At 71.4% G+C, this 13,781-nt stretch carries 13 protein-coding genes and 1 other RNA gene; 10 read left to right on the top strand and 4 right to left on the bottom strand.

Going from position 1 to position 13,781, the window contains the following annotated elements:
• Window positions 1-12: 12 nt before the first annotated feature.
• Window positions 13-1,002, bottom strand: coding sequence for an ice-binding family protein (locus tag GCL84_RS10115; protein WP_197523143.1), 990 nt, complete (start codon window positions 1,000-1,002; stop codon window positions 13-15).
• 396 nt (window positions 1,003-1,398) lie between these two features.
• Here GCL84_RS10115 and ffs point away from each other — a divergent pair.
• An RNA gene (gene ffs / locus GCL84_RS10110) (signal recognition particle sRNA small type) lies at window positions 1,399-1,493 on the top strand.
• Between the two features lie 13 nt (window positions 1,494-1,506).
• Here the strand turns inward: ffs and GCL84_RS10105 are convergent.
• Window positions 1,507-2,502, bottom strand: coding sequence for an LLM class flavin-dependent oxidoreductase (locus GCL84_RS10105; protein ID WP_156755178.1), 996 nt, complete (start codon window positions 2,500-2,502; stop codon window positions 1,507-1,509).
• A gap of 81 nt (window positions 2,503-2,583) precedes the next feature.
• On the opposite strand from GCL84_RS10105, the gene GCL84_RS10100 reads away from it, so the two are divergent.
• Together GCL84_RS10100 and GCL84_RS10095 are read left to right on the top strand one after the other, a co-directional pair.
• The gene (locus GCL84_RS10100; RefSeq protein WP_156755151.1) at window positions 2,584-4,617 is read left to right on the top strand and encodes a DNA polymerase III subunit gamma and tau; all 2,034 of its coding nucleotides are present in this window, start codon (window positions 2,584-2,586) and stop codon (window positions 4,615-4,617) included.
• A 327-nt stretch (window positions 4,618-4,944) separates the two neighbouring features.
• Window positions 4,945-5,244, top strand: coding sequence for a hypothetical protein (locus GCL84_RS10095; protein WP_156755150.1), 300 nt, complete (start codon window positions 4,945-4,947; stop codon window positions 5,242-5,244).
• Here GCL84_RS10095 and GCL84_RS10090 read toward each other — a convergent pair.
• Window positions 5,241-6,131 (bottom strand): TolB-like translocation protein, encoded by an 891-nt coding sequence (locus tag GCL84_RS10090; protein ID WP_156755149.1) that lies wholly within the window; start codon window positions 6,129-6,131, stop codon window positions 5,241-5,243. The two genes, GCL84_RS10095 and GCL84_RS10090, sit on opposite strands and share 4 nt — an antisense overlap.
• A 24-nt stretch (window positions 6,132-6,155) precedes the next feature.
• Window positions 6,156-6,992 (bottom strand): N-acetylmuramoyl-L-alanine amidase, encoded by an 837-nt coding sequence (locus GCL84_RS10085; protein ID WP_156755148.1) that lies wholly within the window; start codon window positions 6,990-6,992, stop codon window positions 6,156-6,158.
• A 100-nt stretch (window positions 6,993-7,092) separates the two neighbouring features.
• On the opposite strand from GCL84_RS10085, the gene GCL84_RS10080 reads away from it, so the two are divergent.
• The 7 genes from GCL84_RS10080 to GCL84_RS10050 all read left to right on the top strand — a co-directional run bounded on the left by GCL84_RS10080 (window position 7,093) and on the right by GCL84_RS10050 (window position 13,780).
• Entirely contained in the window at window positions 7,093-7,407 is a 315-nt protein-coding gene (locus GCL84_RS10080) for a YbaB/EbfC family nucleoid-associated protein (RefSeq protein WP_156755177.1), read from the top strand.
• 7 nt (window positions 7,408-7,414) lie between these two features.
• The gene (recR, locus tag GCL84_RS10075) at window positions 7,415-8,011 is read left to right on the top strand and encodes a recombination mediator RecR (RefSeq protein ID WP_156755147.1); all 597 of its coding nucleotides are present in this window, start codon (window positions 7,415-7,417) and stop codon (window positions 8,009-8,011) included.
• Window positions 8,012-8,064: 53 nt separating this feature from the next.
• A complete protein-coding gene (locus GCL84_RS10070) occupies window positions 8,065-8,547 on the top strand; it encodes a uridine kinase family protein (protein ID WP_156755146.1) in 483 nt (160 codons plus the stop codon).
• Window positions 8,548-8,853: 306 nt separating this feature from the next.
• Window positions 8,854-9,858, top strand: coding sequence for an ABC transporter permease (locus GCL84_RS10065; RefSeq protein ID WP_156755145.1), 1,005 nt, complete (start codon window positions 8,854-8,856; stop codon window positions 9,856-9,858).
• 45 nt (window positions 9,859-9,903) lie between these two features.
• Window positions 9,904-11,652, top strand: coding sequence for an ABC transporter substrate-binding protein (locus tag GCL84_RS10060; protein WP_156755144.1), 1,749 nt, complete (start codon window positions 9,904-9,906; stop codon window positions 11,650-11,652).
• Between the two features lie 95 nt (window positions 11,653-11,747).
• Window positions 11,748-12,761: an ABC transporter permease gene (locus GCL84_RS10055; RefSeq protein ID WP_156755143.1), complete on the top strand. Its 1,014-nt coding sequence runs from the start codon at window positions 11,748-11,750 to the stop codon at window positions 12,759-12,761.
• Window positions 12,758-13,780: an ABC transporter ATP-binding protein gene (locus GCL84_RS10050; protein ID WP_156755142.1), complete on the top strand. Its 1,023-nt coding sequence runs from the start codon at window positions 12,758-12,760 to the stop codon at window positions 13,778-13,780. Before GCL84_RS10055 ends, GCL84_RS10050 begins: the two co-directional genes overlap by 4 nt.
• Window position 13,781 lies beyond the last annotated feature (1 nt).

Here is a 13,781-nt window from a genome sequence, read left to right as displayed (position 1 = left end):
AGCCAGTGGCCCCTACCCGTGGCGGCGGGCGCGTGATTTGTTGAGGGCCGCCACCAGCAGGCCGCCGAGGGTGAGCAGCAGGACGCCGAACCCGATCAGCCTGCCGACCGGTGCGGCGATGCCTGTGTCAGCGAGGTCTCCCACGTAGGTGGGGGAGTCTGGGCCTTGGCCGAACGGCCCACCGTTCTCAGGCCCGCCGTCGTCCTCGTCGCCGGGGAAGCCCCCGCCGGGGTTGGTTGTTGGTCCGGCGCTGGTGGTGGTGCCGGGCGTTGTCGTCGAGTCCCCGGACGTGCTCGTGGTGGTGGGCGGCGTGTCGGTTGGAGGCGGGGTGGGAGATGTCGTGCTGGTGGGTGGGCCGGTGGCGCAGCCGGGGGTGGTGAAAGTGTTGTCGTCGAGGGAGACCTGGCCGTTGCGGGCTAGTGCGCGGCCCTCCACGGTCGTTCCCGTCGTCACCGTGATGGAGGTCAGGGCCATGATCGTGCCCCGGAACGTCGAGGTCGTGCCCAGCGTCGCCGAGCTGCCCACCTGCCAGTAGACGCGGCAGGCCTGGGCGCCGTTGATCAGGGCGACGGAGCTGGCTGTGGCGGTGATCAGGGTTGAGGCGATCTGGAAGATCCAGACGGTGTTCGGGTCTCCCTGGGCGTCCAGCGTGAGCGTGCCGCCTAGGGCTAGCGGTCCGGTCGATTTGTAGACACCGCCGGTGAGGGTCTGGCCGACCAGGTCGCCTGCCACATCCGCGGTCGGCGCTCGACCGGCCGCGTCGTCGTAGGCGACGACCAGATCGGCCTGGGCCTGGAGGGCGACCGCGTCGCCCGCGTGTGTCGACCCCGCCGCCAGGCCGGGTGGGAAGCCGGTGATCGCGGTGCCGGGGCTGACCCCGAGGTCGCCGGAGAGCGTGCTGGGGCCGGTGTTCGTGACGGTCTGCCCGCCCAGGACCGAATAGGACTCCGCCGTCCCGAGCCCCACCGGGGCCTCGGCGGCCATGGCCCGGGATGTGAGCACAGTGGAGGCTGCCACCACAGACGCGCAAAGCCCCGCTACCGCGAACCACCGAGTATGGCGGAGTCCGGTGCGGGGGTGGAGTCTCGAGGGGTCGTTGGCCATCGCGCAGTGCCTTCCGCCGGACGAGCTGGAGCCGGCGGGATTCAAGGCCGGAGACAAATTGCTTGCGCGATAACGGAAACAGCGGTCACCGCGCCTGGCTTGAAGCTATCTGACGTCCAGACACCGCACTAGGTCCACTGTCGACAAGTACACGTGCGTGGTCGTTGGCGCGCCGATCGTCCGAGAACTACCACTGTCTGTGACTGTGGCGGGCGGAGCAATATGTTAGTTGTGCTAAGCAATTGCCTTGGGAGGGGTGCCTTGAGCCCCGATTCGGGGGTGGCTACACTTGTCCGTGGACCCCGTGCGGTGTTCACCCTGCGAACCTCCCCAGGGCCGGAAGGCAGCAAGGATAAGCGGGCTCTGACAGGTGCGCGGGGTCCCCTTTTTTGCCCGGGGCCCCTAGACCGGGGCGTTGAGGCCGACGATCTCCGCCACGTGCTCGTAGCTGCGGACGCGGTCGGTGTGGTGGAAGACGCTGGTGGTGATCATCAGCTCGTCGACGCCGGTCTGCTCGACCAGGTCGTGCAAGCCCTTGCTGACGGTCTCCGGGCCGCCGACGATCGTGCTGGAGAGGCGGTCGTCGAGGATGAGCCGGTCGACGTCGGTGTAGTCGTACTCGGCGGCCTGCTCGGGGGTCGGGAGCTTGCCGGGGTCGCCCTTGCGCAGCGCGAGGAACTGCAGCAGGGACGGCTTGGCCAGCTCCCGGGCGGTCTCGTCGTCGTCGGCGCACAGGACGTTCGCGGCGATCATCGCGTAGGGCTCGTCGAGCACGGCCGACGGGCGGAAGCGCTCCCGGTAGAGGGCCAGCGCGGGCAGGGTGTTGTCCGCGCTGAAGTGGTGGGCGAAGGCGAATGGCAGGCCCAGGTACCCGGCGACCTGCGCGCTGTAGCCCGAGGACCCCAGCAGCCACATGGCGGGCTGGTTGCCCAGCGCGGGCACGGCGGTCACGCCGCGGGAGTCGCGGCCGGTGAAGTAGTTGGCCAGCTCGGTCAACTGCTGCGGGAAGTCCTCGGCCGACAGCGGGCCCTCCTGGCGGCGCAGCGCGCGGGCGGTCACCTGGTCGGTGCCGGGCGCGCGGCCGATGCCCAGGTCGACCCGGCCGGGGTGGAAGGCCTCGAGCATCCCGAACTGCTCGGCGACCACCAGCGGCGCGTGGTTGGGCAGCATCACGCCGCCGGAGCCGACCCGGATGCGCTCGGTGGCCATGGCGATGTGGCCGAGCAGCACGGCGGGGGCCGAGCTGGCGATGCCGGGCATGTTGTGGTGCTCGGCGACCCAGTACCGGTGGTAGCCCAGCCGCTCGGTGGTGCGGGCCAGGTCGAGGCTGTTGCGCAGGGCCTGCGTCTCCGTGGAGCCGGTGGCCACGGGCGCGAGGTCGAGTACCGAGTACGGGATCGTCACCCCTGGTCCAACACCGGAGGCGCCCGGCGGATTCCCGGCGGCACGGGTGTCGGTGGCGGCCGGTAGGGTCGCGGCGTGGCGCTCGCCCTCTACCGCAAGTACCGGCCCGCGACCTTCGCCGAGGTCGTGGGGCAGGAACACGTGACCGTGCCGCTGCGCACCGCGCTCGCCGCGGCCCGGGTCAACCACGCGTACCTGTTCTCCGGGCCGCGCGGCTGCGGCAAGACCTCCAGCGCGCGCATCCTCGCCCGCTCCCTCAACTGCGAGCAGGGTCCGACCGACGAGCCCTGCGGCGTCTGCAACTCCTGTGTCCAACTGGCCCCCAACGGCCCCGGCAGCGTCGACGTCACCGAGCTCGACGCCGCCTCGCACGGTGGTGTCGACGACGCCCGCGAGCTGCGCGACCGCGCCTTCTACGCGCCCGCCGCCTCCCGCTACCGGGTGTTCATCGTCGACGAGGCGCACATGGTCACCACGCAGGGCTTCAACGCCCTGCTCAAGATCGTGGAGGAGCCGCCGGAGCACCTGGTCTTCATCTTCGCCACGACCGAGCCGGACAAGGTCCTGCCGACCATCCGCTCCCGCACGCACCACTACCCGTTCCGGCTCATCCCGCCCGGCGCCATGCGCGATCTGCTCGAGCGCAACTGCGCCGCGGAGAACGCCGTCGTCGAGCCCGCGGTGTTCCCGCTGGTCATCCGCGCGGGCGGCGGCTCGGCGCGGGACACGCAGTCGGTGCTCGACCAGTTGCTCGCAGGCGCCGGACCGGAGGGCGTGACCTACGACCGCGCGGTCTCGCTGCTCGGCGTCACCGACGTCGCGCTGATCGACGACATGGTCGACGGCCTCTCCGCCGACGACGCCACCGCGGTCTACGGCACCGTCGACCGCCTCGTCGAGGCCGGGCACGACCCGCGCCGCTTCGCCTCCGACCTGCTCGACCGGCTGCGCGACCTGGTCCTGCTCAAGGCCGTCCCCGACGCGGGCACCCGCGGCCTGGTCAGCGCCCCCGCCGACGAGCTGGAGCGGATGACCGGCCAGGCCGAACGCCTCGGCGCGGCCACCCTGACCCGGTACGCCGAGATCGTCCACACCGGCCTGGTCGAGATGCGCGGCGCCACGGCGCCCCGCCTGGTGCTGGAGCTGCTGTGCGCCCGCATGCTCCTGCCCGGCGCGGTCCCCACCGACGCCGCCGCCGACTCGGCGGTGTTGCAGCGCTTGGAACAACTGGAACGCCGTGCCACCGCCGCCCAGGACGGCGTCCCCGCGCGCCCGGCGGCCGCGCGGCCGCCGCAGCGCGAAGAAGCGCCCCCGCGTCCCGCGCAGCGCGAGGAAGCACCCCCGGTGCGTCCCGCGCAGCGTGAGGAAGCACCCCCGGTGCGACCTGCGCAGCGCGAGGAAGCGCCGCCCGTGGTGACGCGCCCGTCTCAGCGCAAAGAGGCCCCGCCCGTCGTCACGCGCCCGTCTCAGCGCGAGCAGGCCCCGCCGGTGACGCGTCCCGCCCAGCCCGAGGAAGCGCCTCCCCAGGAGGAAGCACCCGCGCCCACCCCGGAGGGCGGCCTCGACGCCTCCGCCGTCCGCCGGGTCTGGCCCGAACTGCTCTCCGCGGTCCGCAAGTCCAGCCGCAGCACCGAGGCCATGCTCACCAACGCGACAGTCCACAGCGTCGAGGGCGACACCGTGGTCATCGGCCACCCCGCCGCCCCCCTGGCCCGCCGCCTGGCCGAACCCCGCAACGCCGACGCCATCGCCACCGCCATCGCCGACGTCCTGGGCGGCCGCTGGCAGGTCCGCTGCGTCCACGCCCAACCCGGTGCGGGCGGCCCGCCCACCACCTCCACCGCCCCCACCCGCCCGGCCCCGGCCCGCCCCACCCCCGAGCGCACCTTCGAACCCCCCAAGCGCATCGCCCGCGTGGAGGAAGTCGGCCTAGAGCCCCCGACCGAGGACGTGCCGCCCCCTCCGGAACCGGAGGACGAGGAGGAGATGCTCGCCCAGGCCGCCCGCAGGCCGGACCCGGACGAGCCCGCCACCCCCAAGCAGGACCCAGAAGCCGCCATGCTCAAGCTCCTGGCCGACAAGCTGGGCGCCCGTCCCGTCGAGAGCTGAGTGACCAGGTCGCGCTGAGGGTTGGTCCGGCCAGGGCCCGCCCATCGCCACCTGGCACGGCCTGCCGACCACGAGCGGCGTGGCGGCCCCGCCCAGCCTCCCGGACAATGGCGGAAGACCCGGCTCCGTGCTGGCGCCGGGCGGAGTCCGAACGGCGCTGGGGGTGCCATGGCGCGGATCGCGCGAGTGGGAAGCCGCGCTGCGGGTGCTGAGGTGGGTCGCCCCCACGGTGATCCGCGCTCGCGGTGAGCGCGCGGGCGGTCTACCGGGAGTCGCGCCGCAGCGGTGTCGCGGGTCGGGACGCCTTCCTGCAGGCGGCGGGGAGCAGTGCCGCCCAAGCCCGTGGTCACCCTGCTGCGCCACGAGATCGGCGGGTTCCTGTCGATCGTGCTGCTGGTGCGCGGCCGCAAGGACGTGCCCGCAGGCACCACCGCGATCCGCTACGGGGCGTCGCAGAAGGCTTTCCTGGTCGACATGATGGTGTTGACGCCGTTCGAGATCCTGCTCGTCGAGCTGATCGTGCCGTGGGCGTGGTTGCGGGGCACCGCCATCTGCGCCGTCCGCCGCAGGAACCACGGCGAGGTCGCTTCGACACCGACGACGTCGACGGCGCCGTCCGGGCGCTAAGGGGTCAGGGTCCGGACTGAGCCGGACTCGGCCACGACGGCGGTGATCTGGCCGTCGGACACGGTCAAGACCTGTCGGGAGTCCGGCGTCCACAGCGGCGTCCCCGGCGACGGGAGTTCCGCCGCCCGGAGGAACCGACCCTTCTCCGCCTCGTAGAACCCGATGCCCGCCGACGACACCACCGCGATCCGCCGCGCGTCCGGGGCCAGCACGGCCCGCGCGTCCGGGGGCAGGTCCGGGACCAGGGTCGTCCACTCCTGGTCGGCGGCGTTCCAGCGCTCGACGGTGACCGCCGTCCCGGTGACCGCCGTGGCCAGGAGGCGCTGGGAATCGGGGTGCCACATGAGGTCCACGTGCCCCGAGCCCTCGCCCGGTTCCACCGAGATCAGGCGGACGTGGTCGTCCTCGGTGACCGGCATGGTGTCGACCAACTGGAGCTTGCGGGGCAGGCGGATGGCTATGTGGCGGGAGTTGGCGCTGGCCGCGGCCTCCAGGACGGCGCCGCCGCGGTCGTAGACGGCTTGTTCCTCGCCGACCAGGACGTTGCGGATGACGACGGTGTAGAGCAGGCGGTGGCGGCGGTTGGCGCGGTAGACGATGCGGCCGGGGAGGACGCCCAGGAGTTCTGTGTCGTGGTCGGGGGCGCCGACCAGGGGGGCCATCTTGCCGTTGGGGGTCAACAGGGACAGCATGGCCGGGGAGCCGTGCTGGACGACCGCGGTGCGCTCTTGGGGCAGGTAGGCCGCGCGAGTCAGGTCGCTGACGACGGCGAGTTCCCTGGTCTTGCCCTTGGGGTCGGTCTCGACCAGGCGCGACTGGTCTCCGTCAGTGGCCGCGGTGAGCAGCCGTCCCCGCTCGTCGACGTCGAGCACCCGCATCCCGGACATGATCTCAAGCCTGTCACACCGTGGTCAGCCGAGGAATCCGAGGATGCCGTCCGCGATGCCCTCGGCGTAGCGCTGTCGCCCAGCCGGGCTCGTCAGCACCGCCGCCTCCGCGGCGTCGCGCATGTTGCCGCACTCGACCAGGACCGAGGGGCGGGTGGCGAGGTTGAGCCCGCCGAGGTCGTCGCGCGGGGACAGGCCCGCGCTGCCGGTGTAGGTGGCGGTGGTGAAGCCCGCGCCGGTGAGCGAGTCGCGGACGGTGCGGGCCAGGCGCAGGGCGGGTTCGCCCTGCGCGGCGTTGAGCGGCGGGGCCGAGTAGGCGACGTGGAAGCCGCGCGCGCCCGGCGCCGTCGAGCCGTCGGCGTGCAGGGAGACCACGGCGTCGGCGGCGGCCTCGTTGCCGATGGCCGCCCGCCGGTCGACGCACGGGCCGACGCCGGTGTTGTCCGGGCGGGTCAGCACGACCTCGACCCCTTCGGCGGTCAGCGCCGCGCTGACCCGCTGCGCGAGGTCCCAGGTGAACTCGTGCTCGGGGTGGCCGTCGTCGGTGGCGGTGCCGGTGGTGTTGCACGACTTGGTCCGCCCGCGCCCGGCGGGGACCTCGCGGTTGATCACCTGCGGGTTCGCGGCGTTGCCGCCGTTGTGCCCGGGGTCGAGCACGACGACCTTGCCGGTCGCGGACTCGGGCGCGCTGCTCGGAGCAGTCGTCGGCGTGGAGGTGGGCAGCGGCGTGGTGGCGGCCACGGTGCTGACCGCCGGTGCGGAGCCGCTCGGCGGGGCCGCCGCCGGGGGCTCGGTCCCGCAGGCGGCCAGCGTCAGTGCGCAGGTCAGCAGCCCGGTCGCGAGCGCTCGTCGTCCCGACATGCCGCTCAGCCTGCCACGTGCGACTCGGCCTAGACTGGCGGTCGACTTCCACCGATGACGAGAGGGGGCCGCGGTGTTTCCCGGAGGCGGCGCACCCGACATGCAGGCCATGCTCGCCCAGTTGGGCAAGTTGCAGGAGCAGGCGGAGACCACCCAGCGCGAGATCGAGGAGGCCGAGTTCACCGGCACGGCGGGCGGCGGGGCCGTCGTGGCCACCGTGGCCGGGTCCGGCGAGCTCAAGAACCTGGCCATCGACCCGAAGGTCATCGACCCCGAGGAGGCCGAGCTGCTCTCGGACCTCATCGTCGCCGCGGTGCGCGACGCGAGCGCCAAGGTGACCGAGCACGCTGAGAGCAAGCGCGCGGAGCTGACCAGCGGCCTGGGGCTGGGCGGGCTCGGCCTGCCCGGCATGTGAGGCCCGGGTGTACGAGGGCCCGGTCCAAGACCTGATCGACGAGCTGGGCAGGCTGCCCGGCGTCGGGCCCAAGAGCGCCCAGCGCATCGCGTTCCACCTGCTCGCCGCCGAGCCCGCCGACGTGGGCCGGTTGCAGGACGCGCTGCAGAAGGTCAAAGAGGGCGTGGTGTTCTGCGACGTCTGCGGCAACGTCTCCGAGGAGGCGACCTGCCGCATCTGCCGCGACGCCCGGCGCGACCTCACGGCGGTGTGCGTGGTCGAGGAGCCCAAGGACGTCCTGGCCATCGAGCGCACCCGCGAGTTCAAGGGCCGCTACCACGTGCTCGGCGGCGCGCTCGACCCGTTGTCGGGCATCGGCCCGGAGCAGTTGCGCATCCGGCAGCTCCTCTCGCGCATCGGGGGCCAGGAGATCACCGAGGTGATCCTGGCGATGGACCCCAACACCGAGGGGGAGGCCACGGCCACCTACCTGGTGCGGATGCTGCGCGACTTCCCCGGGCTCACCGTCACCCGGCTGGCCTCCGGCCTGCCGATGGGCGGCGACCTGGAGTTCGCCGACGAGCTGACCCTCGGCCGGGCGATGTCCGGCCGACGCTCGGTCTGAGCGCCGAGGAGATCGCCGCGCGCGTCCTGGCCGCCCCGCCGCGGCTGGGACGCGTGCGGCTGGTCGCCGTCGACGGCCCGTCCGGCTCGGGCAAGACCACGTTCGCGGGCGAGCTGGCGCGTGCGCTGGGCGCCGGGCTGCTCTCCACCGACGACTTCGCCACCTGGGACGACCCGGTGGCGTGGTGGCCCAGGGTGGCCGCAGGCGTGCTCGACCCGCTGCGCCGCAGCGAGCCGGGCCGCTACCGCCGCATGGTCTGGACCAGCGGTGAGCCCGTGCTCGGCCCCGAGGTCGTCGTCGAGGTGCCGGACGTGCTCGTGTTGGAGGGCGTCTCCTCGGGCAGGCGCGCCGTGTCGGCGCTGCTGACCCACCTGGTGTGGTGCGAGGCCCCCGACCCGGCCGAGCGGCTGCGCCGGGTGCTGGACCGCGACGGCCAGCCCAGCGAAACGCACTTCCGGCGGTGGCAGCAGTTCGAGACCGGGTGGTTCGCGGTCGACGGAACGCGACAGCGGGCCGACTCAGTCTTTACCAGTTGACCGGAAAACGAGTGGCAACGTCCGCTCAGCGAACAACTTTCGGCTAAATCTCACCCTGTGTGTCCGGCACTGTGCGAACTGCTCAATTTCGTGCCGATGGTTGTTCGGATCGTGACCTGCGGTGGTTAATAGTTCCCCAGACAAGCGGATATGGTCTGCCACCACACGGCGTCGCCACCAAAACCCGGGGCGCCGCGGAAACGAGGAGTGCGTGATGGCTCACCAGCGATCCGCGCGACCCGGTCGCGAGACCGCCGGACCCGGTGGTGTTCGACCGAGCGCGGCGCCGCGAGGGCGGTTCGCGGTATGACCGCACCGCCGGACACCTCGGGCTCGGCCGCCGAGGCCCGCCCGGAGGCAGCGCTCGACGGGATGTCGGCCAAGGCCATCGAGGGCCGTTCGCTGGGCCAGATCGCCTGGCTGCGCCTCAAGCGCGACAAGGTCGCCATGGTCGCGGGCGGCGTCGTCGTGGTGCTGGTCCTCGTCGCCGTCGCGGGCCTGCTGCTCGACCGCGTCTTCGACGTGGTGCACCCCAACACGTTCCACGAGGACCTGGTCGACCGCGCGGGCGGCACGCTGGCCCCCACGGGCGCCCTCGGCGGGATGAGCTGGGACCACATCATGGGCGTCGAGCCGGGCAACGGCCGCGACATCGCCGCCCGGGTGTTCTCCGGGGCCTGGATCTCGCTGCTGATCGCGTTCCTGGCGACGCTGCTGTCGGTGTTCATCGGCACCGTCCTCGGCGTCACCGCCGGGTACTTCGGCGGCTGGGTCGACACCCTGATCAGCCGGGCGATGGACGTCTTCCTCGCCTTCCCGCTGCTGGTCTTCGCGATCGCGCTGGTCGGCACCGTGCCGGACGAGATGTTCGGCCTGCGCGGCGAGTCGCTGCGCATCGCCATGCTGATCTTCATCATCGGGTTCTTCAACTGGCCGTACGCGGGGCGCATCGTGCGCGGGCAGACCCTGTCGCTGCGCGAGCGCGAGTTCGTCGACGCCAGCCGCAGCCTCGGCGCCCGCTCGCCGCACATCCTGTTCAAGGAGCTGCTGCCGAACCTGGTGGCGCCGGTCCTGGTCTACGCCACGCTGTTGATCCCCACGAACATCCTGTTCGAGTCGGCGCTGTCGTTCCTCGGGGTCGGCGTCAACGCCCCCACCGCGACCTGGGGCGGCATGCTCTCCGAGGCGGCGGCGTACTACACGATCCCGCACTTCATGATCTGGCCCGGTCTGGCGATCTTCGTGACCGTGCTCGCGTTCAACCTGTTCGGCGACGGCCTGCGCGACGCGCTCGACCCGCGCGCCCGATAGGTGGTGGCAGTACCGGTGTCCGGAGAGAAGGGTGCTAGAGCAACCATGAGAAGCAAGCGCGTGGTAACGGCGGTGGCCGCTGGCGCCGCCGTCGCGATGGTCCTGTCCGCCTGTGGCGGCGGGTCCAGCAGCAGCTCCAACGCCGCTGGGGAGTTCGACGCGGCCAACAAGGGCCAGATCTTCAACCCCTCGGACCGCAAGGGCGGGACGCTGAAGGTCGCGAACCCGGGCACCTGGGACTCCCTGGACCCCGGTGAGACCTACTACGGCTACAGCTGGAACTTCGCCCGCCTGTACTCCCGGGCGCTGGTGACGTTCAAGCCCGCCCCCGGCGACGGCAGCACCGAGCTGGTCCCCGACCTGGCCGAGTCGCTGGGCGAGCCCAGCGACGGCGGCAAGACCTGGACCTACAAGCTGCGCGAGGGCGTGAAGTTCGAGGACGGCACCCCGGTCACGTCGAAGGACGTCGCCTACGCGGTGCTGCGCTCCACCGACAAGGAGGAGTTCCCGAACGGCCCGGCGTACTTCGAGCAGTTCCTCGACCTGCCCGCCGACTACAAGGGCCCGTACAAGACGCCCGACGTCGACACCAGCTCGGCGATCACCACGCCGGACGACCGCACCGTGGTCTTCCACCTCAAGCAGGCCTTCGGCGGGTTCGACTACTTCGCCCAGCTCTCCCAGACCGCCCCGGTGCCGCAGGCCAAGGACACCGGCAAGCGCTACAAGGAGAAGGTCGTCTCGACCGGTCCGTACAAGTTCGAGACCAACGAGATCGACAAGCGCTTCACCCTGGTCCGCAACGACCAGTGGGACGCCGCGACCGACCCGAACCGCAAGGCGCTGCCGGACCGGTACGAGGTCGAGATGGGCGTCGAGGCCAACGACGTCGACAACCGGCTGCTCTCCGGCGACCTGCACCTCGAGGTCACCGGCAACGGCATCCAGCAGGCGTCGCTGAGCCGCGTGCTCGGCGACCCGGCCCTCAAGGCGCAGGCGGACAACCCGGGCAACCCGCGGTTGAACTACACCTCCATCGTGCCGACGGTGGCCCCGCTGGACAACCTCGACTGCCGCAAGGCCATCGAGTTCGCCGCCGACCGCGCCAGCTACCAGAACGCCTACGGCGGCCCGTTCTCCGGTGGTGACATCGCCTCCACCGTGCTGCCGCCGCAGATCCCGGGCTACCAGAAGTTCGACCTGTACGCGAGCCCGGAGAGCAAGGGCGACCTGGACAAGGCCAAGCAGGCCCTCGCCGCGTGCGGCAAGCCCGACGGCTTCGAGACCAACATCGCCTACCGGTCCGAGCGGCCCAAGGAGAAGGCGGCGGCCGAGTCGCTGCAGCAGTCCCTGGCGCGCGTCGGCATCAAGCTGACCCTCAAGGCGTTCCCGCAGGGCGACTACTTCTCGCAGTTCGCGGGCAACCCGGGCTACGTCGTCAAGAACAACCTCGGCCTGGTCATCAACAGCTGGGGCGCGGACTGGAACGACGGCTTCGGCTTCCTGTCGCAGATCGTCGACAGCCGGGTGATCCGCGAGAACGGCGGCTCCTCGAACGTCTCGGTGCGCTTCCCGGAGATCGACAGCATGCTCGACGCCGCCTTCGCCGAGACCGACAACGCCAAGCGCGAGCAGGCGTGGGGCGAGATCGACAAGGCGGTCATGGAGCAGGCGGTCATCCTGCCGGGCGTCTACGCCAAGTTCCTGATGCTGCGCGGCAAGGGTCTGACGAACGTGTTCGTCAACCAGTCCTACGGCATGTACGACTACACCGCGCTCGGCCTCAGCGGCTGACGCGGACGAGCCCAGCCGGAACCAGATAGGCAGGTGAAGGCAGCAGGCGGCGGGCCGGGGACGACCTCCCCGGCCCGCGGCCGGTGCCGGTCAGTGTGATCGCTTACATCATCAGGCGGCTGTTCGCCGCGGTCTTCCTGCTGCTCATCGTCAGCATGATCACCTTTGTCATCTTCTACGTGGTGCCCAAGCTCAACGGCGGCACCCCGGAGACGCTGGCGACCCGCTACGTCGGGCGCACCGCCAACGCGGAGACCGTCCAGCTCACCGCGCAGCGGCTCGGGTTCTACGACCCGATCTACGTCCAGTACTGGGACTGGCTCAAGGGCATCTTCGTCGGCAAGACCTACAACTTCGGGACCAGCGCCGAGACCTGCCCGGCCCCGTGCCTGGGCTACTCGTTCCGCTCCAACCAGCCCGTGCTGCCCGACCTGCTCGACCGGATGCCGGTCACGCTGTCGCTGGCCCTGGGCGCCGCGGTGCTGTGGGTGCTCGCGGGCATCTCCGTCGGCACCCTGTCGGCACTGCGCAAGGGGTCCATCTGGGACCGCCTCTCGATGGGCGTCGCGCTCGCGGGCGTGTCGCTGCCGATCTTCTTCACCGGCCTGATCGGGCTGGCGTTCTTCAGCTACCAGCTCGGCTGGACCGCCCCCGGCGGCTCCTACGTGCCGATCACCGAGAGCGTCGGCGACTGGGCGTACGCGCTGCTGCTGCCGTGGATCACCCTCGCCTTCCAGTTCTCCGCCCAGTACGCCCGCCAGACCAGGGCCGGGATGCTGGACACGATGAACGAGGACTTCATCCGCACCGCCAGGGCCAAGGGCCTGGTGGAGCGCAAGGTCGTGGTCAAGCACGGCCTGCGCGGGGCGCTGACGCCGATCCTGACGATCTTCGGCCTGGACATGGGGCTGCTGCTCGGCGGGGCGGTGCTGACCGAGACGGCGTTCTCGCTCAACGGCCTCGGCCAGTACGCCATCGACGCCATCAAGAACCAAGACCTGCCGAAGGTCCTGGGGGTGACGCTGCTGGCCGCCGTGTTCATCGTGCTGGCGAACCTGGTCGTCGACCTCCTCTACGCCGTCGTCGACCCGAGGGTGCGCGCCGCATGAGTTCTCCCTACCTGGAAGTGAAGAACCTGCGGGTGCACTTCCCCACCGACGACGGGGTGGTCAAGTCCGTCGACGACCTGTCGTTCAGCGTTGAGCGCGGCAAGACGCTGGGCATCGTGGGCGAGTCCGGCTCCGGCAAGTCCGTGACCAGCCTGTCGGTCATGGGCCTGCACAAGCGCGGCTCGGCCAAGATCAGCGGCGAGATCCTGCTCGACGGGCAGGACCTGGTCACGATGGACCCCGACGCGGTGCGCAGGCTGCGCGGCAAGCGGATGGCCATGATCTTCCAGGACCCGCTGTCGGCCATGCACCCCTACTACACCGTGGGCAACCAGATCGTGGAGGCCTACCGCGTCCACAACGACGTCTCCAAGTCCGCCGCCCGCGCGCACGCCATCGACATGCTCGCCCGGGTCGGCATCCCGAACCCGAAGTCGCGGGTGGACGACTACCCGCACCAGTTCTCCGGCGGGATGCGCCAGCGCGCCATGATCGCGATGGCGCTGTCGTGCGACCCGGACCTGCTCATCGCCGACGAGCCGACCACCGCGCTCGACGTGACCGTGCAGGCCCAGATCCTCGACCTGATCCTGGACCTGCAGGGCGAGTTCAACTCCGCCGTCGTGATCATCACCCACGACCTGGGCGTGGTCGCCGAGCTGGCCGACGACATCATGGTCATGTACGCGGGCCGCGCGGTGGAGCACAGCTCGGCCGAGGCGATCTTCAACAACCCGCAGCACCCCTACACCTGGGGCCTGCTCGGGTCGATGCCGAGGCTGGACCGCGAGCGCAGCGAGCGCCTGCAACCGATCCCGGGCAGCCCGCCCAGCCTGATCAACGTCCCCGACGGCTGCCCGTTCAACCCGCGCTGCGCCTACGACAAGCTCAACGGCGACCTGTCCACCACGCGGCGGCCGGAGTTCCGCGACATCGGCGGCGGGCACTCGATCGCCTGCCACCTGCCCGCCGAGGAGCGCGCCCGCATCTGGGAAACCGAGATCAGGCCGAAGCTGTAAG

This window comes from Actinokineospora pegani (assembly GCF_009745975.1).
GTDB classification, from domain to species: Bacteria; Actinomycetota; Actinomycetes; order Mycobacteriales; family Pseudonocardiaceae; genus Actinokineospora; species Actinokineospora pegani.
Note: the sequence above shows the minus strand (reverse complement) of the source record. Positions and strands in the feature narration are given on the sequence as shown.